This is a genomic window from Streptomyces sp. NPDC088810 (assembly GCF_044750305.1).
Classification (GTDB): Bacteria; Actinomycetota; Actinomycetes; order Streptomycetales; family Streptomycetaceae; genus Streptomyces.
The window spans coordinates 190,549-216,763 of sequence record NZ_JBIVJQ010000005.1 but is presented as its reverse complement, the minus strand read 5'-3'; the positions used below and the strand labels follow the sequence as shown (position 1 = coordinate 216,763).

26 protein-coding genes and 1 tRNA gene are annotated in these 26,215 nt (G+C 71.8%); 14 read left to right on the top strand and 13 right to left on the bottom strand.

Annotated elements, in window-relative coordinates; all coding sequences use genetic code 11:
- Positions 1 to 84: 84 nt before the first annotated feature.
- From ACIP4Y_RS18760 to ACIP4Y_RS18745, 4 genes are all read right to left on the bottom strand, one after another.
- Positions 85 to 831 (bottom strand): DUF6227 family protein, encoded by a 747-nt coding sequence (locus tag ACIP4Y_RS18760; protein ID WP_358641669.1) that lies wholly within the window; start codon positions 829 to 831, stop codon positions 85 to 87.
- Positions 832 to 988: 157 nt separating this feature from the next.
- Positions 989 to 2,206 carry an Ig-like domain-containing protein gene (locus ACIP4Y_RS18755; RefSeq protein WP_358641671.1) on the bottom strand — a complete coding sequence of 406 codons (1,218 nt, stop codon included), beginning with the start codon at positions 2,204 to 2,206 and terminating at the stop codon, positions 989 to 991.
- Positions 2,207 to 2,348: 142 nt separating this feature from the next.
- Entirely contained in the window at positions 2,349 to 3,371 is a 1,023-nt protein-coding gene (locus ACIP4Y_RS18750) for a P1 family peptidase (protein ID WP_401394418.1), read from the bottom strand.
- Positions 3,372 to 3,412: 41 nt separating this feature from the next.
- Entirely contained in the window at positions 3,413 to 4,651 is a 1,239-nt protein-coding gene (locus ACIP4Y_RS18745; protein ID WP_401394415.1) for a low temperature requirement protein A, read from the bottom strand.
- A gap of 122 nt (positions 4,652 to 4,773) precedes the next feature.
- Here ACIP4Y_RS18745 and ACIP4Y_RS18740 point away from each other — a divergent pair, with 122 nt between their 5' ends.
- Complete coding sequence (locus ACIP4Y_RS18740) at positions 4,774 to 4,950, top strand: hypothetical protein (protein WP_189983513.1); 177 nt, start codon at positions 4,774 to 4,776, stop codon at positions 4,948 to 4,950.
- A gap of 19 nt (positions 4,951 to 4,969) precedes the next feature.
- Here ACIP4Y_RS18740 and mscL read toward each other — a convergent pair whose 3' ends face one another.
- The 6 genes from mscL to ACIP4Y_RS18710 form a co-directional block, all read right to left on the bottom strand.
- Complete coding sequence (gene mscL, locus ACIP4Y_RS18735; RefSeq protein ID WP_401394411.1) at positions 4,970 to 5,446, bottom strand: large conductance mechanosensitive channel protein MscL; 477 nt, start codon at positions 5,444 to 5,446, stop codon at positions 4,970 to 4,972.
- Positions 5,447 to 5,584: 138 nt separating this feature from the next.
- Positions 5,585 to 6,160: a hypothetical protein gene (locus ACIP4Y_RS18730; protein WP_401394408.1), complete on the bottom strand. Its 576-nt coding sequence runs from the start codon at positions 6,158 to 6,160 to the stop codon at positions 5,585 to 5,587.
- A 142-nt stretch (positions 6,161 to 6,302) separates the two neighbouring features.
- Positions 6,303 to 7,136 carry an S-methyl-5'-thioadenosine phosphorylase gene (locus tag ACIP4Y_RS18725; RefSeq protein WP_401394405.1) on the bottom strand — a complete coding sequence of 278 codons (834 nt, stop codon included), beginning with the start codon at positions 7,134 to 7,136 and terminating at the stop codon, positions 6,303 to 6,305.
- A 100-nt stretch (positions 7,137 to 7,236) separates the two neighbouring features.
- Entirely contained in the window at positions 7,237 to 7,539 is a 303-nt protein-coding gene (locus ACIP4Y_RS18720) for an FmdB family zinc ribbon protein (RefSeq protein ID WP_401394402.1), read from the bottom strand.
- A gap of 67 nt (positions 7,540 to 7,606) precedes the next feature.
- On the bottom strand, positions 7,607 to 8,905 hold the full coding sequence (locus tag ACIP4Y_RS18715; protein WP_358641685.1) for an MFS transporter: 1,299 nt from the start codon (positions 8,903 to 8,905) through the stop codon (positions 7,607 to 7,609).
- Between the two features lie 277 nt (positions 8,906 to 9,182).
- A complete protein-coding gene (locus ACIP4Y_RS18710; protein WP_401395194.1) occupies positions 9,183 to 10,721 on the bottom strand; it encodes a potassium/proton antiporter in 1,539 nt (512 codons plus the stop codon).
- 191 nt (positions 10,722 to 10,912) lie between these two features.
- On the opposite strand from ACIP4Y_RS18710, the gene ACIP4Y_RS18705 reads away from it, so the two are divergent.
- Positions 10,913 to 13,789 carry a penicillin acylase family protein gene (locus tag ACIP4Y_RS18705; RefSeq protein WP_401394398.1) on the top strand — a complete coding sequence of 959 codons (2,877 nt, stop codon included), beginning with the start codon at positions 10,913 to 10,915 and terminating at the stop codon, positions 13,787 to 13,789.
- Positions 13,790 to 13,872: 83 nt separating this feature from the next.
- On the opposite strand, the gene ACIP4Y_RS18700 is transcribed toward ACIP4Y_RS18705, so the two are convergent.
- Positions 13,873 to 14,454: a 5-formyltetrahydrofolate cyclo-ligase gene (locus ACIP4Y_RS18700; protein ID WP_358641689.1), complete on the bottom strand. Its 582-nt coding sequence runs from the start codon at positions 14,452 to 14,454 to the stop codon at positions 13,873 to 13,875.
- Between the two features lie 136 nt (positions 14,455 to 14,590).
- Between ACIP4Y_RS18700 and galU the strand changes: the two genes are divergently transcribed.
- From galU to ACIP4Y_RS18665, 7 genes are all read left to right on the top strand, one after another.
- Positions 14,591 to 15,502: a UTP--glucose-1-phosphate uridylyltransferase GalU gene (gene galU, locus ACIP4Y_RS18695; protein WP_401394394.1), complete on the top strand. Its 912-nt coding sequence runs from the start codon at positions 14,591 to 14,593 to the stop codon at positions 15,500 to 15,502.
- A complete protein-coding gene (gene glp / locus ACIP4Y_RS18690; protein ID WP_401394391.1) occupies positions 15,499 to 16,821 on the top strand; it encodes a gephyrin-like molybdotransferase Glp in 1,323 nt (440 codons plus the stop codon). The genes galU and glp overlap by 4 nt, the downstream gene beginning before the upstream one ends.
- A gap of 84 nt (positions 16,822 to 16,905) precedes the next feature.
- Positions 16,906 to 17,418: a cyclic pyranopterin monophosphate synthase MoaC gene (gene moaC / locus ACIP4Y_RS18685; RefSeq protein WP_358641695.1), complete on the top strand. Its 513-nt coding sequence runs from the start codon at positions 16,906 to 16,908 to the stop codon at positions 17,416 to 17,418.
- A complete protein-coding gene (locus ACIP4Y_RS18680) occupies positions 17,415 to 17,954 on the top strand; it encodes a molybdenum cofactor biosynthesis protein B (protein WP_401394387.1) in 540 nt (179 codons plus the stop codon). Before moaC ends, ACIP4Y_RS18680 begins: the two co-directional genes overlap by 4 nt.
- Positions 17,955 to 17,974: 20 nt before the next feature.
- Complete coding sequence (locus ACIP4Y_RS18675) at positions 17,975 to 18,589, top strand: GNAT family protein (RefSeq protein WP_358641699.1); 615 nt, start codon at positions 17,975 to 17,977, stop codon at positions 18,587 to 18,589.
- A 177-nt stretch (positions 18,590 to 18,766) separates the two neighbouring features.
- The gene (glpR, locus tag ACIP4Y_RS18670; RefSeq protein WP_401394383.1) at positions 18,767 to 19,948 is read left to right on the top strand and encodes a gephyrin-like molybdotransferase receptor GlpR; all 1,182 of its coding nucleotides are present in this window, start codon (positions 18,767 to 18,769) and stop codon (positions 19,946 to 19,948) included.
- 73 nt (positions 19,949 to 20,021) lie between these two features.
- Positions 20,022 to 20,095: transfer RNA gene (locus tag ACIP4Y_RS18665), tRNA-Ala, on the top strand.
- 125 nt (positions 20,096 to 20,220) lie between these two features.
- Here the strand turns inward: ACIP4Y_RS18665 and ACIP4Y_RS18660 are convergent.
- Positions 20,221 to 20,697: a GNAT family N-acetyltransferase gene (locus ACIP4Y_RS18660; RefSeq protein ID WP_401394380.1), complete on the bottom strand. Its 477-nt coding sequence runs from the start codon at positions 20,695 to 20,697 to the stop codon at positions 20,221 to 20,223.
- Positions 20,698 to 20,777: 80 nt separating this feature from the next.
- Here ACIP4Y_RS18660 and ACIP4Y_RS18655 point away from each other — a divergent pair, with 80 nt between their 5' ends.
- Positions 20,778 to 21,581 (top strand): exodeoxyribonuclease III, encoded by an 804-nt coding sequence (locus ACIP4Y_RS18655; RefSeq protein WP_401394377.1) that lies wholly within the window; start codon positions 20,778 to 20,780, stop codon positions 21,579 to 21,581.
- A 46-nt stretch (positions 21,582 to 21,627) separates the two neighbouring features.
- Here the strand turns inward: ACIP4Y_RS18655 and ACIP4Y_RS18650 are convergent, their stop codons facing one another.
- Positions 21,628 to 22,293 (bottom strand): MerR family transcriptional regulator, encoded by a 666-nt coding sequence (locus ACIP4Y_RS18650; protein WP_401394374.1) that lies wholly within the window; start codon positions 22,291 to 22,293, stop codon positions 21,628 to 21,630.
- A 133-nt stretch (positions 22,294 to 22,426) separates the two neighbouring features.
- Between ACIP4Y_RS18650 and ACIP4Y_RS18645 the strand changes: the two genes are divergently transcribed.
- The 4 genes from ACIP4Y_RS18645 to ACIP4Y_RS18630 all read left to right on the top strand — a co-directional run bounded on the left by ACIP4Y_RS18645 (position 22,427) and on the right by ACIP4Y_RS18630 (position 26,172).
- On the top strand, positions 22,427 to 23,935 hold the full coding sequence (locus ACIP4Y_RS18645; RefSeq protein WP_401394371.1) for a flavin-containing monooxygenase: 1,509 nt from the start codon (positions 22,427 to 22,429) through the stop codon (positions 23,933 to 23,935).
- Entirely contained in the window at positions 23,932 to 24,948 is a 1,017-nt protein-coding gene (locus ACIP4Y_RS18640) for an alpha/beta fold hydrolase (protein WP_401394368.1), read from the top strand. The genes ACIP4Y_RS18645 and ACIP4Y_RS18640 overlap by 4 nt, the downstream gene beginning before the upstream one ends.
- Positions 24,945 to 25,829: an SDR family oxidoreductase gene (locus ACIP4Y_RS18635; protein ID WP_401394365.1), complete on the top strand. Its 885-nt coding sequence runs from the start codon at positions 24,945 to 24,947 to the stop codon at positions 25,827 to 25,829. The genes ACIP4Y_RS18640 and ACIP4Y_RS18635 overlap by 4 nt, the downstream gene beginning before the upstream one ends.
- 88 nt (positions 25,830 to 25,917) lie before the next feature.
- Entirely contained in the window at positions 25,918 to 26,172 is a 255-nt protein-coding gene (locus ACIP4Y_RS18630) for a hypothetical protein (RefSeq protein WP_401394362.1), read from the top strand.
- Positions 26,173 to 26,215 lie beyond the last annotated feature (43 nt).

Genomic DNA, 26,215 nt, shown 5'->3' with positions numbered 1-26,215 from the left:
CGGGCGGCGGGTACGCCTGCTACCCCTGCCGGGCTGCGCGTGCGGTCGGTGCTCCTGCCGGGGCGCGCGCACGCCTGCCACCCCTCACCCCTGGCGGGCCGCGCGGCGTTCCATTGCGTCGCGGGCCGCTTCCTCCGACATGTAGACCTCGCACATGTGCCGCCCGTCCGGCGTCGCCGTGTGCTCGACCTCCCACAGGGAGAGCTCGGTGCCGTCCGGCAGCAGGAAGGCGTGTTCGTACAGCGCGTAGCTCAGCCCCGTGCGGCCGGCCCGCCCGGGGCGGCCGAACGCCTGGGTGATCTCGTGCGCGGTCGCCGTCGCCAGCAGTGCCGCCGTCTCCGGGCCGGGCCGGTCGGGGTTCTCCGCGCGGCGCAGCAGCCGGCGCGCGTGGTCCGCCGAGTCGTCGGTGGCGTACATGTGCCGTGGCTCGGGGATCGCCCACAGCCGCATCAGCGACGGCAGCTCGAAGTCCTGCGTCTCCGGCGGCATCCCGAGCCGCGCCGTGGCGGTCTGCAGCTCCTCCTCGTCGACGTACACCTCGTGCTCGGGGGCGCTGCCGGGCGTCGGGTTGTGCACCAGCTCCCACAGCGTGACCGCCGAACCGTCGGCGAGCAGCCAGGTGTGCCGGTACGTCTCCCGGTGCAGCCCCGCGCTGTGGTAAGCGGAGTGCAGCGAGCTGTCGTGCGCCAGCGCGCAGTCGAGGCGCCTTATCACCTCGTCGGGCAGCTCGAACGAGTTCAGGGCACGGCCGAGGAGTCGCGCGAGATGCTCCTCAGGAGACTCGGGCGACTCGGCTGGTTCGTACGCTGCGGTCTCGTACGGAACGCTCAAGGCATCTCCCGGCGTTGCTGCATGTCACCTTGTGGGTGCATACCGTAGCCCCTCGGTCGGACATCATGTCCGGGAACCGAGAAAACGTACGCCGGGAAAACGCACGGGCCGCGCGAGAAGTTCCCGCGCGGCCCGTCAGGTTGTCAAAACCCGCCGCTCAGGCGGCACTTCCCGCGGTCCAGGCGCTCCACGACATGTTCCAGCCGTTGAGCCCGTTGTCGGGGGAGACGGTGGTGTCGGGGGAGTTCTTCACGACCACGACGTCCCCGACGAGCGAGTTGTCGAAGAACCACTTGGCCTGCGTGTCGCCCTGCGCCCCCTGCACGTCCGCGAGGCCGACGCAGCCGTGGCTGGTGCCCTCGCGCCCGAACGGCGGGTTGCCCCGGTTGTACCAGTAGTTGCCGTGGATGAACGTCCCCGACGTGGTCAGCCGCATCGCGTGCGGCACGTCCGGGATGTCGTACTCCCCGCCGAAGCCGACCGTCGAGCCGTTCATGCGGGTCTGCACGAACTTCTCGGAGATCACCATCTGCCCGTTGTACGTCGTGTGCTGCGGGCTGCCCGCCGAGATCGGCACCGTCTTGAAGGTCTTGCCGTCCCGTACGACCGTCATGGTCTGCGTGTGGACGTCGACCGTGGAGACCTGCGACCGCCCGATGGTGAAGGAGACGGTCTTCTTCTGCACCCCGTAGACGCCCTTCGCGCCCTGGACCCCGTCCAGGTCGATGTTCAGCGTGACCTTGGAGCCGGCCTTCCAGTACTCCTGCGGCCGGAAGTCGAGCCGGCGGTCCCCGAACCAGTGGCCGGCCACCTGCTGGCCGCTGGTGGAGTTGACCGTGATGTGGGACTGCACGGCCTTCTTGTCGGTGATGGACTTGTCGAAGGTGAACGACACCGGCATGCCGACACCGACCGTCGAGCCGTTGTCGGGCGTGTAGGTGCCGATGAAGCTGTTCGACGAGCTGACGGTGGTGAAGATGGCGTTGGCCGCCGCGGTCCGGCCGTCGGCGTCCTTCGCGGTCGCGGCTATCTGGTACTTCGTCCCGCGCTCCAGCTGGGCCTTGGGCTTCCAGCTGCGGCCGTCCGCCGATATCGCTCCCGGCACGGTCTGCCCCGACCCCGCCACGGTCATCTTCACGTCCGTCAGCCTGCCGTCGCTGACCTTCACCCCGGTGGCGTTGATGGACGCCCCGGTCGAACCGTCCTTGGCCGAGATCGCGATCTTCGCCGTCGACGTCTTGGGGGAGTCCTTGCCGCCCTTGCCGTCGTCGGTCGCGTTGGCGCTGCCGCCGCAGGCGGTCAGGGTGAGGGCGCCGACCATCAGGGCGGCACAGGCCCCCAGTGCGCGCCGCGCTGCAATGTCCGGCGTTGTCACGGGCTGCTCCCAGTTCGTGTGATGTGCGTGATCCGTTCCAGTGCGTGGAGAAAGAGGGCGCCGGAGCCGGGGAAGGTTCCCTGCGGCGCCCATGAACGCCATCACGTGACAGAACCGCGACAATCCAGGGCTCAACCCGGCCCTAGCGGCCGTACAACTCCCCGTACGACGGCCACACTCCGCCGGGACCGTCCACCGACTCGGCCGCGCGTACGGCGCGTACGATCGCGCGCGTCACGAGGTCCGCGCCGGCGGCCAGGATGTCGTTGAGCGCCAACGGGTGCGCGCCGAGCGGCCGGGCGCCGGTCGCGAGGGCGAACACCGTGTCGCCGTCGTGCAGCAGGTGCACCGGCCGGACGGCGCGCGCGATGCCGTCGTGCGCCGTGCCCGCGAGCTTCTGCGCCTGCGCCTTGGTGAGGTCCGCGTCCGTCGCGATTACCGCCAGCGTCGTGTTGAGCGGCGCCGGGGCGTTGACGGCGCCGGCCTCGTCCAGGCGCCGGCGCGCGGCTTCGTGCACGCGCCCCTCCGGATACTCGGCCCGCCCCTGGAACAACTCCCCGTACAGCACCCCCGTTTCCGGATCCATCACCGACCCGGCCGCGTTCGCGACCACCAGCGCCGCCACCGTGATCCCCGAGGCGAGCACCGTACTGGCGCTGCCCACCCCGCCCTTGAGCCGCCCTGCGACGGCGCCCGTGCCGGCGCCGACGCACCCCTCGGGCACCCGCGCGCCGGGTGCGGCCGCCGCCGCGGCCTCCACCGCCGCGCGTCCCGTCGCCGCGTCGGGACGGGCCCGGAAGTCGCCACCGCGCCCCAGGTCGAAGACGCACGCGGCCGGCACCACGGGCACGACATGCGCCGGATCCGTCCCCACCGGCACCCCGCGCCCCTGTTCCTCCAGCCAGGCCATCACCCCGGACGCCGCGTCGAGCCCGTACGCGCTGCCTCCGGTCAGCACGACCGCGTCGACCTTCTGCACCACGTTGCGCGGGTCGAGCGCGTCGGTCTCCTTGGTGCCGGGGCCGCCGCCGCGCACGTCCACGGCGGCGACGGCGCCGCCCTCGGGCGCGAGGACGACCGTGGTACCGGTGAGCCAGCCGTCGCCGCCGCGGGTGGCGTGCCCCACCCGCAGCCCGGCGACATCCGTCAATGCGTCAGCTGTCATGGACGCCAGTCTGGCCCAGCCGGCGCGCCCTTCCGAAGGACTCAGCCGGCCGAGGCGGTGGCGCCCGGCTCGCGGTTCCGGGCGGCCCTGTGCGCGGTCAGGGCGACGCCGGTGGCCACCGCGGCCGCGGAGACCAGCCCCGCCGCGAGCACCGCCCACGCGCGCAGGAAGGTGCAGCAGATCACCAGCAGAGCCGTGACCGGCAGCACCAGCTGCTGGGCGAGGCCCACCTTGAAGTGGCGGGAGTGCAGCGCCCACACGGTCAGCAGATACAGGGCCGTCGGCAGGGTGACCGCGGCCGAGGCGGACAGGGCGGAGATGTGCGCCTTGCCGACCGCCTGCTCCACGGCCACCTCCAGGCCCGCGCCGATCGCCGCCGTCGAGGCGAAGACCAGATAGTGGCCGTAGCCCCAGACGAACGCCCGCCGGCTGGAGCGCAGGTGACCGTGGATCGGCACCACGAAGTAGATCCACCACGCGGAGAACACGATCAGCAGCCCGCCCCCCGCGATGGGCAGCAGCTCGCCCAGCGCGTCGTGCTCGTCCACGCCCGACTTCACGGCCACCGTGGCCGCGGCGATCGTCTCGCCGAGGACGATGATCGTGAACAGTCCGTACCGTTCGGCGATGTGATGCGGATGCCAGGAGGTCTCCTGGGCCTTCTCCGCGTACAGCGGCACGCACAGTTCCGCGACCGCCATCACCAGGAACACCCACGGCCGGGCCGGCTCCGGCAGCAGCACCAGCCCCGACCAGCCGACCTGGCACGACAGCACGCCGTACGCGTACCGCAGAGCCGCGGTCCGCTCCCCGTCCGTGGCCGAGCGCGCGGCTCTCAGCCACTGCCAGGCCATCGCCAGCCGCATGATCAGATAGCCGAGCCAGACCAGCAGGAAGTCGTGGTGCGCGGCGGCCCGGGAGATGCCGGCGGCCAGGACCAGGACACCGGCGATCTGGATCAGGGTGACGACCCGGTACAGCGCGTCGTCGTTGTCGTACGCCGAGGCGAACCAGCTGAAGTTCATCCACGCCCACCAGATGGCGAAGAACGCCATCGCGTAGTCGAGGATCCCCTCGCCCGCGTGCCCTGCCGCGACGGCGTGCACCAGTTGCACCCCTGCCTGCGCGATCGCCACGACGAAGCACAGATCGAAGAAGAGCTCCAGCGGAGAGGCGACGCGGTGCGCCTCGTCGCGCCCGCGCGCGGTGAGCCGTCGCAGGGGGCCGGAGGGCCCTGGTGCGCCCGAGGGGGCGGGCGCCGGGGCGGAACTCGACGTCATGGTCCCAGCACAGCAGAAAACCCCCGCGAAATCTTGTGAAGGCATTCACGAGCGGGCCGGGCTCGTCAGGTCTGGCGAAAACCCCAGGCGGGGCGGCCCGGCGGGCGCCGTACCCTTAAGGCATGAGCAGCGCCCCCGAGCCCGAGCCCCGCGATCCGAAGCCCGCGCTGGTCTTCGACGACCCGCTGGACCAGCAGTCCTCGGACGACACCGACCGCGGGTGGGGCGACCGCCCGGACGGCGACAGCGCCGCCGACCTCAGGCGCTTCCTCGACGAGAAGCCGCCCCACCACCTCTGAGCAACCCGCGGGAGTGCCGCTAGCGTTCGCCGTGCCCCGGCCCGCGCTGGGCGACCAGCGCGTCGCGGATCTCCTTGAGCACCTCCAGCTCGGACACCTCGATGACCTCCTTCGTGCCCTCCCGCGCCGCCTTCCGGGCGGCCTGCCGGGCCAGGTACTTCGACATCGGCAGGACCATCAGGAAGTACACGACCGCCGCGGTGATCACGAACGTGAGGGTGGCGCCCAGGACGGAGCCCCACAGGATCGGCACCCCGCTCTTGACCGTGCCGTCCGCGCCGACCTTGCACGGGTCCTTCAGACACGAGCTGTAGTTGTCGAGGCTCTGCGTTCCGATCGCGCCGACCACCGGGTTGATGATCCCCTTCACCACCGCGTTGACGATGTTCGTGAAGGCCGCGCCGATGACCACCGCGACTGCCAGATCGACGACGTTGCCGCGCATCAGGAAGGCCTTGAAGCCGTGCCAGACGCTCGGTTCCTTCTTCGCGCTCACCTAGGGGACTCTCCTCGCGTGCACAGGGTGTGGAACGAAACGCTCCGCAACCTATGGCACGGCGCGGCAGGCCTGTCCAGTCCCGCAGCACCATCGTGGGACTCGACAGCAAGCCGCCGGCAGCGCGTACGAGCCGGTTCAGCACAGCGTCACCGCCAGGCGCGCGGTGGCGCTCGCGCCGACCAGCCGTGCCGCCGTGGCACGCGGCACCGTCAGCACGACCAGCGCGCCGCTCTCGGCCGCGCCGTCCAGCGGCTCGGGCACCTTCGTCACCCGTACCCCGCGCGCGAGCACCCGGACGCCGCCTGCGGCCGACGGGTCCGCCGCGGCGATCACGTCGACGCGGTCTCCGGGCCGGAGCAGCCGCACCGTGGCGGCGTCGGCGATCCGCACCGGCGCCGTCACCACCTCGGCCACCGGGTGCCGGCGTACGGGGTCCGCGGTCCGGTGGGCCCGGGTCCGCTCCGCGCCCTGCGGTTGCGTCCCGGTCCGGGGGCCCGCGGCCACGAGCGCCGCCGCGGTCACCGCGAGACCGGCCGCGACGGCCCGCCGGCGATGCCGCACCAGCCGCTGCAGCACATACCGCCCGCCGCGCACCCGCACCGGATCGAACGGGGGCACCTCACAGGTCGGCGGCGCGTCCGTGCCCAGCGGGCGCGGTAGCCGGAGGGGAGGCAGCGAGGAGGGGTTCGGGGGCGAGGAGGGCGAGGGCATGGGGATCACCGCCTGTGGCGAGGAGTTCGGCTTGCGGTCCCACGATGAGGCCCCGCGCCGGATCCCGCCGGGGCCGGTGGATCACCGGCCGGTTGTGGACAACTCACCCACCCGAACGAGGAGTTCCGCTCACCCCGCCGCCCTACGGCAGCACGAACCCCGGATCCATCCCCCCGAGCGCGTTCACGCACAGGCAGTCCCGCGCCCCGGTCTCCGGCAGTGCCGCCACCGCGTCGAACAGGACGCCGCGCAGCCGGTCCACGTTGGCCGCGAACACCCGCAGCACCTCCTCATGGGAGACGCCCTCCCCGGTCTCGGCGCCCGCGTCGAGGTCGGTGACCAGGGTCAGCGAGGTGTAGCACAGCTCCAGTTCCCGGGCGAGCGCGGCCTCGGGGTGGCCGGTCATGCCCACCACCGACCAGCCCTGCGCCTGGTGCCACAACGATTCGGCGCGCGTGGAGAACCGCGGCCCCTCGACCACGACCAACGTGCCGCCGTCCACCGGTTCCCAGTCCCGGCCGCGGGCCGCCTTCAGCGCGGCGGCCCGCGCGGTGGGGCAGTAGGGGTCGGCCATGGACACGTGCACGACGTTCGGCACGGTGCCGTCGGGCAGCGGCAGCCCGTCGAAGTAGGTCTGCGCCCTGGACTTCGTACGGTCCACCATCTGGTCCGGCACGAGCAGGGTGCCCGGTCCGTACTCGGGGCGCAGCCCGCCCACCGCGCACGGACCGAGGACCTGCCGGACGCCGACGGAGCGCAGGGCCCACAGGTTGGCGCGGTAGTTGATGCGGTGCGGCGGCAGGTGGTGGCCACGGCCGTGCCGGGGCAGGAAGGCGACCCGCCGGCCGGCGATCTCGCCGAGGAACAGGGAGTCGCTGGGCGCTCCGTAGGGGGTGTCCACCTGGATCTCGGTCACGTCGTCCAGGAAGGAGTAGAAACCCGAACCGCCGATTACGCCGATCTCTGCGTTCGCCATGACCAGCACACTAGCGGGCCGCGAAACCGCGGGGGAGACGGTGCCGGGGAACGCCGAAGACCCTGCCGTCGCGGGGACGGCAGGGCCTGGGTGAGAGTTCTCAGGCGGCCGAGCTGCTGGTGGAGCTCGACGAGGACGAGGACGAGGTCGAGGACGTCGAGGAGGACGTCTTCGAGTCGGACGACGAGCCGGCCGGCTTCGACGCCGGGGTGCTGCTCGACGTGGAGCCGCGCGAGTCGTTGCGGTAGAAACCGGAGCCCTTGAAGACGATGCCGACCGCGGAGAACACCTTCTTCAGGCGGCCCTTGCAGCTGGGGCACTCCGTCAGGGCGTCGTCGGTGAACTTCTGCACCGCCTCAAGGCCCTCGCCGCACTCGGTGCACTGGTACTGGTAGGTCGGCACTGTCTTCCTCCTGGCACTCTCACTCGATGAGTGCTAACGACGATCCATAGTGACGTATTCCTGGGAATCAGTCCACCGTGACGGGCACGCGGTGACCGACGCCACGCGCGACCGTGCGGTTCGGCTGCCGCGGGACCAGCCGGGAGCGCAGCGTCACCAGGGTGGCCAGCGCCAGTACGGTGCCGGCCATCGGCACCAGGAATCCGGCGCCGTCCCACAGCCGGTCCTCCAGCTGTCCGGCGACCGTGACGGCGGCCGCCTGGCCGAGCGCGACGGCACCGGTCAGCCAGGTGAAGGCCTCGGTGCGGGCCCCGGCCGGGACCAGGCTCTCGACCAGCGTGTAGCCCGTGATCAGCGACGGCGCGATGCACATGCCGACCAGCAGGCCGAGCGCGGCCAGCAGCAGCACCGAGTGCGCCGTCCACAGGGCGGACGCCGCCAGCGCGAGCGCCGTGTAGCCGATCACCAGACGCTGCTGGGGAGCCGCCTTCCAGGCGATCGCGCCGCAGACGATGCCGGACAGCATGTTGCCGGCGGCGAAGACGCCGTACAGGACGCCGTTCAGGCCGGGCTCGCCGATCGACTCGGTGAAGGCCGCGAGCGACACCTGCATGCCGCCGAAGACGGAGCCGATGCCGAGGAAGGTCACGACCAGCACGCGCACGCCCGGGACGCGCAGGGCGGAAGCGTGCTGCACGCGCGCGTGCCCGCTCTCTGCGGACACCGACGGCTGCGTGCTCTTCTGCGCGGCGAACAGCAGACCGCCGACGAGGGTCAGCGCGGCCTCGGTGACCAGGCCCGCCGACGGCGTCACGGTGGTGCACAGCGCGGTCGCCAGCAGCGGGCCGAAGACGAAGGTCAGCTCGTCGGTGACGGACTCGAAGGCAGCCGCGGTGGTCATCAGGGGTGAGCCCTGCAGCTTCACGCCCCAGCGGGCCCGCACCATGGGGCCGACCTGCGGCACCGAGGCGCCGGTCGGGACGGCCGCCAGGAACAGCGCCCACAGGGGCGCGTGGGCCAGCGCGAGCGCCGTCAGGGACAGGCCGGAGACGGTGTGCACCAGGACGCCGGGGAGCAGGACGGCACGCTGGCCGTAGCGGTCGGCGAGGCGGCCGCTGTAGGGCGCGAACAGCGCCATGGAGACACCGGTGGCGGCAGCGGCGGCGCCCGCGGCGCCGTACGAGCCGGTGGTGTGCTGGACGAGCAGCACGATGGAGATGGTGAGCATCGCGAACGGCTGGCGCGCCGCGAAGCCGGGCAGCAGGAACGTCCAGGCGCCGCGGGTGCGCAGCAGCTGTCCGTATCCGGGGCGGGAGGACGCCGGCGAGGTCTTCTCCGGTTCGGTGGTGGTGACCGTGGATCCCACGGCCCGTGCCTTTCTGCCGCCTGGTAGCGCGGGCCCCGTGCGGGCCGGGCGCCGAGAGCTGTCCTCTTGCGCGGACTGCGGTAGATGCCGGCGCCCACTGAGGTGTGGGGGGGACCCGGCCGCCATACGGTCGCGCCAGCTCTGCGTCAGGCAGAGTTGGTTCGATCAGGGTGCGCCTTCATCGTACAGGGATCACTGCTTGCGCGGCTGTGAAAACGAGCACCATGAGCGCGGCCACCTGGGATTTCACGGGGTGTGAACGGTACGAAATGCCCTCTTAACGCGCACTGCCGGCTCCGTCGGTGCCCAGCCAGCCCGCCAGCTTGCCGCCGTGGCCGACCGCGCGCAGGCGCCGTTCCGCCGCGTCGCGGACCGGGTCGGTGGCGACGACCAGCAGCTCGTCGCCGCGCCGCAGCACCGTCGTGGGCATCGGCACGAACGATTTTCCTTCGCGTACGACCAGGGTGACGGCCGCGCCGGGCGGCAGCCGCAGCTCGCTGATTTCCACTCCGTGCATCCGTGAGCCCTCGGGGACGGAGACGGACAGCAGGTGCCCGCGCAGCCGCTCCAGGGGTGCCGATTCGATGCCGAGGTCGGAGGCCTCGCCCTGCTCGCCCAGGCGCAGGGTGCGGGCCAGCCAGGGCAGGGTCGGCCCCTGGACCAGGGTGTAGACGACGACCAGGACGAAGACGATGTTGAAGATGCGGCGGCTGCCGGCCACGCCGTTCACCATCGGGATGGTCGCCAGGATGATCGGCACGGCGCCGCGCAGCCCGGCCCACGACATCAGGATCTGCTCCGGCCGCGGCACCCGGAACGGGGCCAGGCTGACCACCACGCTCAGCGGGCGGGCCACCATGGTCAGCACCAGCCCGATGACCAGCGCGGGCACGACGTCGTCACCCAGCTCGTGCGGGGTGACCAGCAGGCCGAGGACGACGAACATGCCGATCTGCGCGATCCAGCCGAGCCCCTCGGCGAAGCCGCGGGTGGCGGGCCAGTGGGGCAGCCGCGCGTTGCCGAGCACCATCGAGGCCAGGTAGACGGCGAGGAAGCCGCTGCCGTGCCCCAGGGCGCCGGCGGCGTAGGCGGTGACGGCGATCGCCATCACGGCGATCGGGTAGAGGCCGGAGGCGGGCAGGGCCACGTGCCGCAGCCCCCAGGAGCCGAACCAGCCCACCGCGATGCCTATGGCCGCGCCGATGGCCAGCTCCAGGGCTATCTCGCCGAGCAGGACGTACCAGTGCTCGATCGGGCCGGCCGTGGAGAAGGCGACGACCAGGATGACCACCGGGGCGTCGTTGAAGCCGGACTCGGCCTCCAGGGTGCCCGTCACGCGCGCGGGGAGGGGAATTCTCCGGAGCACCGAGAAGACCGCCGCCGCGTCCGTCGACGACACCACCGCGCCGATGATCAGCGCCTGCCGCCACTCCAGTCCGACCAGGTAGTGCGCGCCCGCCGCGGTGACCCCCACGCTGATCGCGACGCCCGCCGTCGCCAGCACGGAGGCGGACGACAGGACCGGCCGGATCTCCTTCCACTTCGTGCCCAGGCCGCCCTCGGCGAGGATCACGACCAGGGCCGCGTATCCCATGACCTGGGTCACTGCGGCGCTGTTGAAGTGGATGCCCCCGATGCCGTCCTGGCCCATGAGGACGCCGATCCCCAGGTACACGAGCAGGCTGGGGAGCCCGCTGCGCGAGGAGATCCGGACGGCCGCGACGGCGACGAGCAGGACGACGGAGCAGACGAGCAGGAGCTGGTTGAGGTGGTGAACAGTCAGCGGGCGTTCCTCCTCCGAGATCGGGCGAGGGATCTCCGGTTACTTCGTTAGCTTACCTAACTCTTGACGCATTCTTGACGTTCACGAGGCAAGATCGAACGCTCGTGCGCGCTGGTTCCCGACTCCGCGTCAAGCGGGAGAGGGCCCTGCGCCTATGGTTGCTCCAGCGCTCATTCAAAGTCACAGCCCGACCTGCCGCTCGCGTTAGGACAGCAAGGACAGCGATGCCCCCCAACACCACCGCCACAACGGGTGACACCGCCACCACGGGTGCCACGTCCGTCACGTCCGGCAGGAAGAAGGGGCGCAGAGCCCGACTGATCGTGCTCGTGCTGGTCCTGGCCATCATCGGAGGCGTCGCCTACGGCGCGTACTGGTCGATCAGCACGGTCCGCGCCTCCTTCCCGCAGACCACGGGTTCGATCAAGCTCGACGGCCTGTCCGGACCGGTCGACGTCAAGCGGGACGGCTACGGCATTCCGCAGATCTACGCCTCCTCGGACGAGGACCTGTTCATGGCGCAGGGCTTCGTCCAGGCGCAGGACCGGTTCTACGAGATGGACGTGCGCCGGCACATGACCTCCGGGCGCCTGTCGGAGATGTTCGGCAAGGGCCAGGTCGAGAACGACGCGTTCCTGCGCACCCTCGGCTGGGACCGGATCGCCCGGCAGGAGTACGACACCAAGCTGTCGGCCGCCACCAAGAAGTACCTCCAGGCCTACGCCAAGGGAGTCAACGCCTACCTCCAGGGCAAGGACGGCGAGGACATCTCCCTGGAGTACGCGGCCCTGGGCTTCAGCAACGACTACAAGCCGGAGAAGTGGACCCCGGTCGACTCCATCGCCTGGCTGAAGGCGATGGCCTGGGACCTGCGCGGCAACATGCAGGACGAGATCGACCGCGCCCTGATGACCAGCCGCCTCGGCCCGCAGCAGATCCAGGACCTGTACCCGGCGTACCCCTACGGCCGCAACAAGCCGATCGTCCAGGAGGGTCGGTACGACGATGTGACCAAGGCGTTCCAGCAGAGCGGCGCCACGGGCTCCGCCCAGGGGACGACGGGCGGCACCCAGGGCACGGCCGGCGCCACGGGCACGGCCGGCACCACGGGCACCCAGGGCACGACCGGCGGCGCCACGGGCTCCTCTCAGGGCACCACCGGCACGACCGGCTCCTCCACCTCGGCCGGGACGGGGTCGGGCCTCACGAGCCAGCTGGGCGGCCTCTACCACGTCCTGGACGACCTCCCCACGGCCGTCGGCGTGAACGGCCAGGGCATCGGCTCCAACTCCTGGGTGGTCGCCGGGAAGTACACCGTCAAGGGCAAGCCGTTGCTGGCCAACGACCCGCACCTGTCGGCGTCCCTGCCGTCCGTCTGGTACCAGATGGGCCTGCACTGCCGGACCGTCTCCGGCAAGTGCCAGTACGACGTCAGCGGCTACACGTTTGCCGGCATGCCCGGTGTGATCATCGGCCACAACGCCAGGATCGCCTGGGGCATGACCAACTCCGGGGTCGACGTCACCGACCTCTACCTGGAGAAGGTGAGCGCCAACGGCTACCTGTACGACGGCAAGATCCGGCCGTTCAAGACCCGCGAGGAGACCATCAAGGTCGCCGGGGGCACGGCCAAGACGATCGTCGTCCGCCAGACCCAGGACGGGATGCCGCTGCTGTCCGACCGTGACGACGAACTCGTCCAGGTCGGCAAGAGGGCGACCGTGACCACCGCCGCGCCCGACCGGGGCGACGGCTACGGCATCGCCCTGCGCTGGACCGCGCTCGACCCGGGCTCCTCCATGGACGCCGTGTTCGCCCTGGACAAGGCCGGGGACTGGAAGGACTTCCGCGCCGCCGCGGCCCTGTTCGACGTGCCGTCGCAGAACCTGATCTACGCCAGCACGGACAACCACATCGGCTACACCCTGCCCGGCCGGATCCCCACGCGCTCCGCCAAGGACGACGGCTCCGTCCCGGCGCCGGGCTGGGACTCGAAGTACCGCTGGACGGGCTTCATCAAGCAGGACGAGCTGCCCTACGAGTTCGACCCCGAGCGCGGCTACATCGTCACCGCCAACCAGGCCGTGGTCGACCCCGAGAAGTACCCGTACACGCTGACCACCGACTGGGGCTACGGCACCCGCAGCCAGCGCATCTCCGACCTGATCGAGTCCAAGATCAAGGACGGCGGGAAGATCTCCACCGACGACATGCGGCAGATGCAGCTGGACAACAGCAGCGAGATCGCCAAGCTCCTGGTGCCCAAGCTGCTGAAGATCAACCTCGACGACCCGGACGTCCGCGAGGCGCAGAAGCTGCTGGAGGGCTGGGACTACACCCAGGACGCCGACTCCGCGGCCGCCGCGTACTTCAACGCCGTCTGGCGCAACATCCTCAAGCTCGCCTTCGGCAACAAGCTGCCCAAGGAGGTGCGCGTCAAGGGACAGTGCCTGTGGGTCGACAAGATCGACAGCACCGGCCCGGTGGACGACGACACCAAGGTGCGCGAATGCGGCCAGCGCGACGCCGACCAGGCGCAGCCGGACGGCGGCGACCGCTGGTTCGAGGTCGTGCGCACCCTGATGGACAAGCCGGACAGCGAGTGGTGGAAGACGCCCAAGTCGGGCACCCGGCCGGGCGCCGAGAACCGTGACCAGCTCTTCGCCCGGGCCATGATCGATGCCCGCTGGGAGCTGACCGCCAAGCTCGGCAAGGACATCGACACCTGGAGCTGGGGCCGCCTGCACCGGCTGTTCCTGAAGAACCAGACGCTCGGCACCGAGGGCCCGAAGGTCCTGCAGTACATCCTGAACCGCGGCCCCTGGAAGCTGAGCGGCGGTGAGGCCACGGTGAACGCGAGCGGCTGGAACGCCGCCGGCGGCTACAACGTCGTCTGGGTGCCGTCCATGCGGATGGTCGTCAACCTCGCCGACCTCGACAAGTCCAAGTGGATCAACCTGACCGGCGCCTCCGGGCACGCCTTCAGCGCGCACTACACCGACCAGACGGGCAAGTGGGCCAAGGGCGAGCTGCTGCCCTGGTCGTTCTCGGCCAAGGCGGTGGACGGGAGCACGAGCGACACGCTCGTCCTCAAACCGTGACCCGGTGACGCCACAGCACTGAAAGCGGCCCTCCACGCGCGCGTGGAGGGCCGTTTTCCCGTTCCGGCGGCCGGTGATCCGGGTCAGCCGCTCGCGAAGCGGCGCACCCCCGACGGCGTCACCACCGCGTGCACCGGCTTGTCGTGCGCCTCCGCCGGGACCCGCGCGACGACCTCCGTGTCGTACAGCAGCACCACGAGCCGGGGGCGGGCGCCCGCGCGCTCCAGCCGGGCCAGCACCCGGTCGTACGACCCTCCGCCGCGCCCCAGGCGCATCCCGCGCGCGTCCACCGCGAGCCCGGGCAGCAGGACGATGTCCGCGGCCGTCACGGCGTCCGGGCCGAGCCGTGCCCCGGAGGGCTCGAACAGCGCCATCCGCCCGCCGTGCCGCACCCGCGCGAGCGAGTCGGGGCCGGCGTACTCGCCCCAGTCCAGATCGTTGTCGGGCAGCAGCGCCGGGAGCAGGACGCGCACGCCCCGCGCGCGCAGCGCGTCCAGCAGTGCGAGCGTGCCGGGCTCGCTCCCCACGGAGACGTACGCCGCCACCGTGCGCCCGTGCGCCAGCTCGGGCAGCTCCAGGGCGCGCTCCGCCAGCGCGCGGCCCGCCTCCCGGACGTCGTCCGCCGTCAACCTGTTCCTCACCGCGAGGAGCTCTCGCCGCAACATCCGCTTGTCAGGCTCGCCCGTACATCCGACGTGTTCCACCGGTGGTTCGCGCACCCTTCTCTTCATGCGGGTCATACAAGGGTCAAGCAGTCGGAGCCCCAGATTCCCTACAAAGGCACCGGATATGGTTGCGGGCATGACTCAGTCCCACCCCAGGATCAGCAAGGCTGTCATCCCCGCAGCCGGCCTCGGCACCCGGTTCCTGCCGGCTACCAAAGCCACTCCCAAGGAGATGCTGCCGGTTGTCGACAAGCCGGCGATCCAGTATGTGGTCGAGGAGGCCGTGTCGGCGGGGCTCGACGACGTCCTCATGATCACCGGGCGTAACAAGCGCCCCCTCGAGGATCACTTCGACCGCAATTACGAGCTGGAATCGGCGCTCGAGAAGAAGGGCGACGCCGAACGGCTCGCGAAGGTGCAGGAGTCCAGCGACCTGGCCACCATGCACTACGTGCGCCAGGGTGACCCCAGGGGCCTCGGCCACGCCGTCCTGTGCGCCGCTCCGCACGTCGGCCACGAGCCCTTCGCCGTCCTCCTGGGCGACGACCTGATCGACCCGCGCGACCCCCTGCTGCAGCGCATGATCGACGTCCAGGAGCAGCACGGCGGCAGTGTGATCGCCCTCATGGAGGTCGCGCCCGAGCAGATCCACCTCTACGGCTGCGCGGCCGTGGAGGCCACCGCCGACGGTGATGTCGTGAAGGTCACCGGGCTGGTCGAGAAGCCCGACCCGGTGGACGCCCCGTCGAACTACGCGATCATCGGGCGGTACGTCCTCGACCCGCACATCTTCGACATACTGCGCAAGACCGAGCCCGGCCGCGGCGGCGAGATCCAGCTCACCGACGCCCTCCAGCAGCTCGCGCAGGACGAGAAGGTCGGCGGTCCGGTGCACGGCGTCGTCTTCAAGGGCCGCCGTTACGACACCGGGGACCGTGGCGACTTCCTGCGTGCCATTGTCAGACTCGCGTGCGAACGTGAGGACCTGGGCCCGGAGTTCCGGACCTGGCTTCGCAGTTACGTAGCCGAGGAGATGCAGCAGTCTTGAGCAGCGCCGCGACCCGCCCCGCCGGCCCGGACGACCTGTGGTCGGTGGACGAGCACCTGGAGGACATCCTCTCGACCGTCCGCCCCCTCGAACCCATCGAGCTGCAACTGCTCGACGCCCAGGGCTGCGTCCTGGTCGACGACGTCACGGTGCCGGTCTCCCTGCCGCCGTTCGACAACAGCTCCATGGACGGGTACGCGGTGCGGGTCGCGGACGTAGCCGGCGCCAGCGAGGAGTTTCCGGCCGCCCTCGAGGTCGTCGGGGACGTCGCGGCCGGCGCGGCCGACCCGGTCCGGGTCGGCCCGGGACAGGCCGCGCGCATCATGACCGGCGCCCCGCTGCCGCCCGGCGCCGAGGCCGTCGTCCCCGTCGAGTGGACCGACGGCGGGCTCGGCGAGGGCCCCGTCAGCGGCATGCCGGCGCGCAGCCTGGCCCCCGAGGGCGCCGAAGGGCACGTGCACGTGTACCGGCCCGCAGAGGCACGCGCGCACGTGCGGGCCAAGGGCAGCGACGTGAAGGCCGGCGACCTGGCCCTGGCGGCCGGGGCGATCCTCGGCCCGCCGCAGATCGCCCTGCTCGCCGCGATCGGCCGCGGCACGGTCCGCGTGCGCCCGCGCCCGCGCGTGGTCGTGCTCTCCACCGGCAGCGAACTCGTCCAGCCCGGAGAGCAGCTGACCACCGGCCGGATCTACGACTCCAACAGCTTCGCCCTGACCGCCGCCGCGCGGGACGCGGGCGCCATCGCCTACCGGGTGGGCGCCGTCGCCGACGACGCCGAGACCCTCCGCTCCACCATCGAGGACCAGCTCATCCGCGCGGACCTGCTGGTGACCACGGGCGGGGTGAGCGTCGGGGCGTACGACGTGGTCAAGGAGGCGCTGTCGTACGCGGGCGACGCGGACGAGGCCGGCAGCGGCGTCGACTTCCGCAAGCTCGCCATGCAGCCCGGCAAGCCGCAGGGCTTCGGCTCCATCGGCCCCGACCACACCCCGCTGCTGGCCCTGCCCGGCAACCCGGTGTCCTCGTACGTCTCCTTCGAACTGTTCGTCCGCCCCGCCATCCGCGCCCTGATGGGTCTCACCGATCTGCACCGGCCCCGCGCGCGGGCCGCCCTGAAGGCGGACGCGGCACTGCGCTCGCCCAAGGGCCGCCGCCAGTTCCTGCGCGGGACGTACGCCGACGGGAAGGTGACCCCCGTGGGCGGCGCCGGTTCCCACTTGATCGCGGCACTGGCGCAGGCCGACGCGCTGATCGTCGTCCCGGAGGACGTGGAGTCCGTCGAGCCCGGCAGCGAGGTGGAGGTGGTCCTGCTCGGCTGACCCGTCCCGGTTGGCGGTACCGTGTCGCGCACAGCAGGCCCGCGCTCCGCACCGCGCCGGGCCCGGACCGGGAGCGCCACAGCCATGACAGTGCCTTCCCGGGGGGAGACCCCCGGACCCCCTGCGCAGGACCGACTGACGCACATCGACGACGCGGGTGCGGCCCGCATGGTCGACGTATCGGGGAAGGACGTGACCGCGCGCACCGCCCGTGCCAGCGGCCGGGTCCTCGTCTCACCCCGCGTGGTCGAGCTGCTGCGCGGCGAGGGGATGCCCAAGGGCGACGCCCTGGCCACCGCGCGCATCGCCGGGATCATGGGGGCCAAGCGCACCCCGGACCTGATCCCGCTGTGCCACCCGTTGTCGGTGTCCGGTGTGACACTGGACCTGTCGGTCGCGGACGACGCCGTGGAGATCCGGGCCACCGTGAAGACCACGGACCGCACGGGCGTCGAGATGGAGGCCCTCACCGCGGTGACGGTCGCCGCGCTCACCGTGATCGACATGGTCAAGGCGGTCGACAAGGGGGCGGTCATCACGGACGTACGGGTGGAGGAGAAGACGGGCGGCAAGTCGGGCGACTGGAGCCGGGCATGACTTTCGACGACGGCATCGGGGGCGCTCTGCGGGCGCCGTACGCCGCGCTGGTCGTCACCGCCTCCAACCGGGCCGCTGCCGGGGTCTACGAGGACAAGGGCGGCCCGCTGATCGTGAAGGGCCTGCAGGACCTCGGGTTCGCCGTGGACGGCCCGCAGGTGGTGCCCGACGGGGATCCGGTGGAAGCGGCGCTGCGGGCGGCCGTGACGGCCGCGTACGACGTCGTCGTCACCACCGGCGGCACCGGCCTGTCGCCCACCGACCGCACGCCCGAGGCGACCCGCGCGGTGATCGAGTACGAGGTGCCGGGCATCGCGGAGGCCATCCGCGCGTACGGCCGGGACAAGGTGCCGACCGCCGCGCTGTCCCGGGGCCTGGCCGGGGTGGCCGCTGGCACGCTGATCGTCAATCTGCCCGGGTCGACCGGCGGGGTGCGCGACGGGCTCGCCGTACTGGAGCCCCTGCTGGTCCACGCCGTCGACCAGATCCGCGGCGGTGACCACCCCAGACCGGGCAGCGGCGGGGGTGCGAGCTGAACACCCCTTCCTGGCCCGTCGTGCTGGCGGACGGCGACGTCGTCCTCCGGCCGATAAAGCTGCGCGACCAGCGGGCCTGGCGCGAGGTGAACCGGCGCAACCGCGACTGGCTGCGCCCCTGGGAGGCGACCATTCCGCCGCCCACCCCGAGCGGGCCGATCGTGCACCGGCCGACCTACCGCCAGATGGTCCGGCACCTGCGCGCCGAGGCGAACGCGGGCCGGATGCTGCCGTTCGTCATCGAGTACCAGGGGCGCCTGGTCGGGCAGTTGACGGTCGCCGGGATCACCTGGGGCTCGATGTGCTCCGGTCACGTCGGCTACTGGGTGGACGAGGCGGTGGCCGGGCGCGGGGTGATGCCGACGGCCGTCGCGCTCGTGGTGGACCACTGTTTCCGTACCGTCGGTCTGCACCGCGTCGAGGTGTGCATTCGCCCCGAGAACCGGCCGAGCCGGCGGGTCGTGGAGAAACTCGGATTCCGCGAGGAGGGCCTCCGGCCGCGTTATCTGCACATCGACGGGGCCTGGCGGGACCATCTCGTCTTCGCGCTCACCGCCGAAGAGGTGCCGGACGGGTTGCTCGCGCGATGGAAGCGGGCCCGCTCTCAAGGGGCCCAGCGCACCGAGCGCCAGTAAATTGAATACATGTTCGAAATTGATCGGCTGTTGACCAACTCGGGGCGCTGAATTCTCGCTCAGGGTGGTCCCCTGATCGCATCGGTCGCAAAAAATGCTGGAAATATCAGCCAGATCGTGCGACACACCGGCCCAATTGGCGGATGGCCTCACGCAAATCCCTCTACCGTGTGAGGCGTGAGCAGCAGCGGCCTCATCTACGCAGTCATTGTCGGGGCCTGGGCCGCCTACTTGGTGCCGATGTGGCTCCGTAGGCAGGACGAGCTGAACGAGGCCCGTCCGACGGAACGCTTCAGCACCGCCATCCGGCTGCTGTCGGGACGGGCGGGTATGGAGCGCCGGTACGCCAGGGACCTGCAGGCACGCTCCACCCAGGAGGGGGAGGCGGAAACCGGCGGTCCGGACGCCGCCACCGACTCGGTGGACGTCCGTGCCTTCGCCATGCCTCCGACGCGCCGTCAGGTCACCGTGGAGGCCGGGCCCGAGGCGCCGGGCAGCGCGGAGCCGGCGCGCGACCAGGCCGCCGAACCGGCGCCCGAAGCGGCCCCCGTGCACGCCTCGGGGTCCGTGCCCGCGCAGAGGCAGACGGCGTCGGCGCAGGCAGCCGCGGCGCGTGCTCGGCGCTCGAAGGTGCTCGCGCGCCGTCGGCGCACCACCGTGGTCCTCTTCCTCGCCTTCACGCTCGGCGCGATCGTGGCCGCCGTCGGCGGACTCGCCTTCCTGTGGGCGCCCGCCGTGCCCGCCGTCACGCTGAGCGCGTACATCGCCTACCTGCGGGCGCAGGAACGCCGCCGCTTCGCCTACCAGATGGACCGCCGGCATGCCGAGGCCGCCGCCCAGCGCCTGCGCGAACGCCAGCCGCACCGGCGCGCGCCCCTCGACACGGGCGCCGGGGCGGACGAGACGGAGCAGGGCGCGGACACCGGCGCGGACACCGGCCTCTCCACGCTCGCCGCCGACCGGCGCGCCCTCGTGGAGCAGACCGACCACGCCGAGTGGGTCGACCAGCAGCGCGAGCGGCAGCGGCGGCCCGGGCACGGCGACAGCTGGGACCCGGTGCCGGTGCCCCTGCCGACGTACGTCACCGCACCGGTCGCCCCGCGCGCCACCTCCGACGTGGACCTGGGCGCGCCCGGCACCTGGAGTTCGGCGCGGTCCAGCGCGGTGGCGCCCGAGCAGGACGCCGACGCCCAGGAGGGCGCGGCCGGGGAACCGGCGCCCGCAGCCGGGGACCGGCCCGCGGGCGGTCACGGCGACGCACGACGCGCGGCCTCCGCACGGCGGGCGCGGGAACGCGGACGCACGCCCCTCTTCGACCAGTACGAGGACGGCGACCGGCCCCGCGCGGCCAACGAGTGACCCCCGTCCTGACCAGTCAGGGAGCGGATTTCCGAGCACCCCGATCGGGATGCTAAAGTTTCACTCGTTGCAAGGGCCTGTGGCGCAGTCCGGTAGCGCACCTCGTTCGCATCGAGGGGGCCAGGGGTTCAAATCCCCTCAGGTCCACGCAGCTCAAAGCCCCGGTCGGGATCTCCCGGCCGGGGCTTTGACGACTTGTATGGACTGACCGTCACCGTCCCCGTCGACAGGTCGACTCGAGTTCCTTGTAGGCGATGGGGACGGTCCGGGCGTCAGAGCCGCTTGGCGTAGCAGAGGCTCTCCTCGTGGTGGCGGTAGTAGCCGAACTTCGTGCACGGCTCGTAGCCGCTGGAGGCGTACAGGGCTATGGCTTCCGGCTGCTTGGTGCCCGTCTCCAGGACCATGCGGACCCGGCCGGCCGCGCGCGCGTCCTCCTCCAGGGCCGCGAGGATGCGGCGGGCCAGGCCCCGGCCGCGCATCTGCTCGACGACGAACATCCGCTTCAGCTCGGCGTCGCCGTCCTCGTTGCCCTCCTCGTTGCGGTCCTGGCTGCGCCAGCCGCCGGTGGCCACCGGACGGTCGTACTCGTCGTACGCGATCAGGTACACGCCCCGGGGCGGGTCGAAGTCGGCGGCGTCGAGGGCCGTGGCGTCGCCCCCGTCGCCGTAGCGCAGGTGGTATTCGGCCTGGACCTCGTCGTTGAGCTTCATGGCGTCGGGGTGATCGAAGCGAACGCGGCGAATAATCATGCTGGGTATCGTACTTCTATGCAGGCGGCGGGGGTCCTGGGTTTTGCGGACCCCGACCAGTGTGCCGGTATCGTGCCCGGGTGCTGACTGTGACCTCGGTGAACGTGAACGGACTGCGGGCTGCCGCGAAGAAGGGCTTCGTGGAGTGGCTCGCCGGAACCGAGGCGGACGTCGTCTGCCTGCAGGAGGTGCGCGCCGAGCCGCACCAGCTGCCCGACGGGGTCCGGCAGCCCGACGGCTGGCACGTCGTGCACGCCCCGGCCGCCGCCAAGGGCCGCGCGGGCGTCTCCCTCTACACGCGCCGCGAGCCCGACCGCGTCCGCGTCGGCTTCGGCTCGTCCGAGTTCGACGGCAGCGGCCGCTACGTCGAGGCCGACCTGCCCGGCCTCACCGTGGCCTCCCTCTACCTGCCCTCCGGCGAGGTCGGCACCGAGCGGCAGGACGAGAAGATCCGCTTCATGGGCGAGTTCCTCGCCCACCTGAAGGAACTGCGCGAGCGGGCCGCCGCCGACGGGCGCGAGGTCCTCGTGTGCGGCGACTGGAACATCGCCCACCGGCAGGCCGACCTCAAGAACTGGCGCGGCAACACCAAGAACTCCGGCTTCCTGCCCGAGGAGCGCAACTGGCTCGACCGCGTCCTCTCCGCGCAGGACGGCGCCTACGTCGACGTCGTCCGCGCCCTCCACCCGGACACCGAGGGCCCGTACACCTGGTGGTCCTACCGGGGGCGGGCTTTCGACAACGATTCAGGCTGGCGCATCGACTACCACGTGGCCACGGCCGGGCTGGCCGGCAAGGCGGTCAAGGGGTACGTCGAGCGTGCCGCCACGCATGCCGAGCGGTGGTCGGACCACGCGCCGGTGACCGTCGTCTACGACCTGTAGTCGCGCCCGGTCGCGCACGGTCGCGGCTCGGTCTACCCCGTCCCGCTCAGTCCCGCTTGTTCAGGCGCCGGTCCAGGGCCAAGGAGAGTTCTGCTTCCACGACGCTGCGGGCGAGGGGGCGCAGGCGGCGTAGGTCTTCCTCCGGGGCGTGGCGGAGGATCAGGGTGGTGAAGAGGTCGGCCAGGGCGTCGGCGTGTTCGCGGACGCGGGCGCCGGCTGCCAGGACCTCGGCGAGCGGTATGCCCTCGCGGACCAGGGCGGAGGAGACGTCCAGCAGGCGCCGGCTGATGTGGACGATCTCGTCGCCGTCGGTGCCGAGGTAGCCCAGTTCCATGGCGGCGGCGAGGTTCTCGGGGGTGACCTCGCCCTCGAAGCGGGCGGCGAGTTCCTCGGGGGTGAGTCGGACCGGCTCCTCCTCGGTGGGGGTGCCGACGCCGAGCAGGTCGGCGACGTCCCGGCCCTGGTCGAGGGCCTCGGCGAGTTCCGCTATGCCGTTCAGGGTGTGGCCGCGCTCCAGCAGGGCGGCGACGGTGCGCAGCCGGGCCAGGTGGTGGTCGTCGTACCAGGCGATGCGGCCCTCGCGGCGGGGTGGCGGGAGCAGCTTGCGTTCGCGGTAGAAGCGCAGGGTGCGCACGGTGATGCCGGCCAGCCGGGCCAGTTCCTCCGTGCGGTACTCGCGGGGGCCTTCCTGGGGTGCTGCGTCCTCTGCCACGCCCGCAGCCTATGGCGTACCGGGGGTAACTTTCCTTCCTCCGCCCCCTACCGCTCAGTACGGAGCTGCCCTACAGTCCCATTGCGCCAGTAATCACTGGCAGGGTTCCTAGGTGATGCGTGGAGGCTTCGGGATGGCCGAGCACGAGCATGTACGGGTGGCGGTGATCGGATCCGGGTTCGGCGGCCTGGGGGCCGCCGTGCGGCTGCGCCGCGAGGGAATCACCGACTTCGTCGTCCTGGAGCGGGCCGACAGCGTCGGCGGCACCTGGCGCGACAACAGTTACCCCGGGTGCGCCTGCGACGTGCCCTCGCACCTGTACTCCTTCTCCTTCGCGCCCAACCCCGAGTGGCCGCGCACCTTCTCCGGGCAGCGCCACATCCGCGCCTACCTGGAGCACGTCACCGACCTCTTCGGACTGCGCCCGCACCTCCGCCTCGGCTCCGAGGTCAAGCTGATGACCTGGGACAGCGAGAACCTGCGGTGGAACATCGAGACCACGCGCGGGGCGCTGTCGGCCGATGTCGTGGTCTCCGCCACGGGGCCGCTGTCCGACCCGAAGATCCCCGAGATCCCGGGCCTCGCGTCGTTCCCGGGCAAGGTGTTCCACTCCGCCCGCTGGGACCACGACTACGACCTGCGCGGCAAGCGGGTCGCCATGGTCGGCACCGGCGCCTCCGCGATCCAGATCGTGCCGGCCATCCAGCCGCAGGTCGGCCGGCTCACCCTCTTCCAGCGCACCCCGCCCTGGGTGATGCCCCGCGTCGACCGCGCGATCAGCGGTGCCGAACGCTGGCTGCACCGGCGGCTGCCCGTCACCGCCCAGGCCCGGCGCGGCCTGCTGTGGGGCATCCGGGAACTGCAGGTGCAGGCGTTCACCAAGCGCCCGGACGAACTCGGCATGGTCGAGCAGCTCGCCAAGCGGAACATGGCCCGCGCGGTCAAGGACCCGGCCCTGCGCGCCAAGCTCACCCCGGACTACCGCATCGGCTGCAAGCGGATCCTGCTGTCCAGCACGTACTACCCGGCGCTGACCAGGCCCAATGTGGACGTCGTGGCCAGCGGGCTGAGCGAGATCCGCGGGTCGACGGTCGTCGCGGCCGACGGCACCGAAGCCGAGGTGGACGCGATCATCTTCGGTACGGGCTTCCACGTCACGGACATGCCCATCGCCGAGCGGGTGGTCGGCGCGGAGGGCATCACGCTCGCCGAGTCCTGGAAGAACGGCATGCAGGCGCTGCGCGGTGCTGCGGCGGCCGGGTTCCCGAACTGGATGACGATCATCGGGCCCAACACCGGCCTCGGGAACTCCTCGATGATTCTCATGATCGAGTCCCAGCTGAACTACATGGCCGATTATCTGCGGCACCTGAACGTCCTCGGCGGCCGTACGGCCCTCGATGCCCGGCCCGCGGCCGTCGAGGACTGGAACCACCGGGTCCAGGAGCGGATGAAGCGCACCGTGTGGAACACCGGCGGCTGCACCAGCTGGTACCTGGACGCGAGCGGTCGCAACACCACCATCTGGCCCGGCACGACGACCGAGTTCCGGCGTGCGACCCGGCGCGTGGACCTGGCGGAGTACGAGGTGATCCGCAAGCCGGCGGTGGTCTCCGGGCGCAGGAGCGAGGCCGCCGCATGAGCCCCGCCGTCTCCGTCACCAGCGGCCCCTACGCCCCGCCCGTCCCGGCCCGCACCCTCACCGCCGTCTCCGCCGACGGCGCGCGGCTGCACGTCGAGGTGCACGGCCCCGAGGACGCGCCCCCGGTGGTCCTCGCCCACGGCTGGACCTGCTCCACTGCCTTCTGGGCGGCACAGATACGGGACCTGGCGACCGACCACCGGGTGATCGCCTACGACCAGAGGGGGCACGGGCGCAGTCCCGCGAGCCCCGCGTGCACGACCGGGGCGCTGGCGGACGATCTCGAAGCGGTGCTCGCGGAGACGCTCGCGCCCGGGGAGAAGGCGCTCGTCGTCGGCCACTCCATGGGTGGCATGACGGTCATGGCCGCGTCCGGGCGGCCCCGCTTCCGGGAGCACGCCGCCGCCGTCCTGCTGTGCAGCACGGGCAGTTCGCGGCTGGTCGCGGAGGCGCTCGTGGTGCCGTTGCGCGCCGGGCGCGTCCGCACCTGGCTCACCGGGCGCGTCCTCGGCTCGCGCGCTCCGCTCGGGCCGGTCACGCCGGTGGCGAAGAGCATCCTCAAGTACGCGACGATGGGCGCCGGTTCAGCCCCGCACATGGTGGAGGCGTGCGCGCGGATCGTGCACGCCTGTCCGCGCGCCGTGCGCCACGCCTGGTCGGCTGTCCTCTCGGCGCTCGATCTCGAGCACGGGGTGCGGGAGCTGAGGGTGCCGACCGCGGTGGTGCAGGGCACGGACGACCGGCTCACACCCCCGGTGCACGCCCGGGCGCTGGTCGCCGCGCTGCCGAACTGCGTCGGGCTGACCGAGCTGCCCGGCGTCGGCCACATGACCCCGATCGAGGCGCCGGAGCCGGTGACCGGCCGGATCCGGGACCTCGTCGGCACGTACGTCACGGGGGCCGCCCCCGAGCAGGGATCCATCCCCGCGCAGACCAAGCACATCCAGCGGGCCGAGCAGACCGAGCAGACCGAGCAGACCGAGCAGGTCTGGCAGATCAAGGAGGGCGCATGAGCAGGGTCAGCCTCGAAGGGCAGGTCGCGGTCGTCACCGGGGCGGCGCGCGGTGTCGGGGAGCTGCTGGCGCGCAAGCTCTCCGCGCGCGGCGCGAAGGTCGCGCTGGTCGGACTGGAGGAGGAGGCGCTCAAGGAGGTCTCCTCGCGCCTGCACAGCGACAGCGCCCACTGGTACGCCGACGTCACCGACCACGAGGCGATGAGCAGGGTCGCGCAGGAGGTGAAGGCACGGTTCGGGAAGGTCGACATCGTGGTCGCCAACGCCGGTGTGGCGACCGGCGGTCCGTTCGTCGAGTCCGATCCGCAGGCCTGGCGGCGGGTGATCGAGGTGAACCTGATCGGTTCGGCGGTGACCGCGCGCGCGTTCCTGCCGGTGCTGGTCGAAAGCCGCGGCTATCTGCTCCAGGTCGCCTCGCTCGCCGCGATCACGCCGGCGCCGATGATGACGGCGTACTGCGCGTCCAAGTCGGGCGTGGAGGCGTACGCGCACAGTCTGCGCGCCGAGGTCGGCTACCAGGGCGTGCGTGTCGGCGTGGCGTACCTGTCCTGGACGGACACCGACATGGTGCGCGGCGCCGACCAGGACGACGTCATGCGGGAGCTGCGGCAGCGGCTGACGTGGCCGGCGAACAAGACGTACCCGCTGGGCCCGACGGTGGACCGGCTGGTCGCCGGGATCGAGCGGCGCTCGGCGCATGTGTACGGGCAGTGGTGGCTGCGCGGCATGCAGGGGGTGCGCGGATATCTGCCGGCGCTCATCGGGGCGGTCGGGCAGCGGGAGATGAAGCGGTTCGCGCCGCGTCTGCAGGGGATGCGCTCAGGGCTCGTCGGCGCAGGTGGGGCGGCCGACGAGGCGGCGCGGACTACGTTCCGTAACTGATCGACATGCAGGGCGTGTTCGCCCGTGTGAATCTGGTCGAGGCCCCACAGAGGGGCCGGACCCCCACTCATCACGGGAGTGAACCCACATGGGTATGAAGGACCAGTTCCAGGAAAAGTCGCGCCAGGCCAAGGAGAAGATGGACCAGGGCCGCGAGAGGGCCGGGCAGCGCGGTCAGCAGGGCCGCCAGGGCCAGCAGGGCCAGCAGGGCCGCCAGGGCCAGCAGGGCCAGCAGGGCCGTCAGGGCCAGCAGCCGCCTGAGCGGGGCGGCCAGAACTACCGTGACATCGAGGACACGGAGCAGCAGGTCGAGGACCGGTTCGACCGGGACTACGACGCGTAGCCGCTGCGCTCGGCTTTGGCCGGTTGACGTGGGGTGCCCCCTG

Coding starts and splice junctions, on each gene's coding strand:
- ACIP4Y_RS18750 (WP_401394418.1), bottom strand. CDS start 3,371: ATGACAGCTGACGCATTGACGGATGTCGCCGGGCTGCGGGTGGGGCAC.
- ACIP4Y_RS18745 (WP_401394415.1), bottom strand. CDS start 4,651: ATGACGTCGAGTTCCGCCCCGGCGCCCGCCCCCTCGGGCGCACCAGGG.
- ACIP4Y_RS18740 (WP_189983513.1), top strand. CDS start 4,774: ATGAGCAGCGCCCCCGAGCCCGAGCCCCGCGATCCGAAGCCCGCGCTG.
- ACIP4Y_RS18730 (WP_401394408.1), bottom strand. CDS start 6,160: ATGCCCTCGCCCTCCTCGCCCCCGAACCCCTCCTCGCTGCCTCCCCTC.
- ACIP4Y_RS18725 (WP_401394405.1), bottom strand. CDS start 7,136: ATGGCGAACGCAGAGATCGGCGTAATCGGCGGTTCGGGTTTCTACTCC.
- ACIP4Y_RS18705 (WP_401394398.1), top strand. CDS start 10,913: ATGCCCCCCAACACCACCGCCACAACGGGTGACACCGCCACCACGGGT.
- ACIP4Y_RS18700 (WP_358641689.1), bottom strand. CDS start 14,454: ATGTTGCGGCGAGAGCTCCTCGCGGTGAGGAACAGGTTGACGGCGGAC.
- galU (WP_401394394.1), top strand. CDS start 14,591: ATGACTCAGTCCCACCCCAGGATCAGCAAGGCTGTCATCCCCGCAGCC.
- moaC (WP_358641695.1), top strand. CDS start 16,906: ATGACAGTGCCTTCCCGGGGGGAGACCCCCGGACCCCCTGCGCAGGAC.
- ACIP4Y_RS18680 (WP_401394387.1), top strand. CDS start 17,415: ATGACTTTCGACGACGGCATCGGGGGCGCTCTGCGGGCGCCGTACGCC.
- ACIP4Y_RS18660 (WP_401394380.1), bottom strand. CDS start 20,697: ATGATTATTCGCCGCGTTCGCTTCGATCACCCCGACGCCATGAAGCTC.
- ACIP4Y_RS18645 (WP_401394371.1), top strand. CDS start 22,427: ATGGCCGAGCACGAGCATGTACGGGTGGCGGTGATCGGATCCGGGTTC.
- ACIP4Y_RS18640 (WP_401394368.1), top strand. CDS start 23,932: ATGAGCCCCGCCGTCTCCGTCACCAGCGGCCCCTACGCCCCGCCCGTC.
- ACIP4Y_RS18635 (WP_401394365.1), top strand. CDS start 24,945: ATGAGCAGGGTCAGCCTCGAAGGGCAGGTCGCGGTCGTCACCGGGGCG.
- ACIP4Y_RS18630 (WP_401394362.1), top strand. CDS start 25,918: ATGGGTATGAAGGACCAGTTCCAGGAAAAGTCGCGCCAGGCCAAGGAG.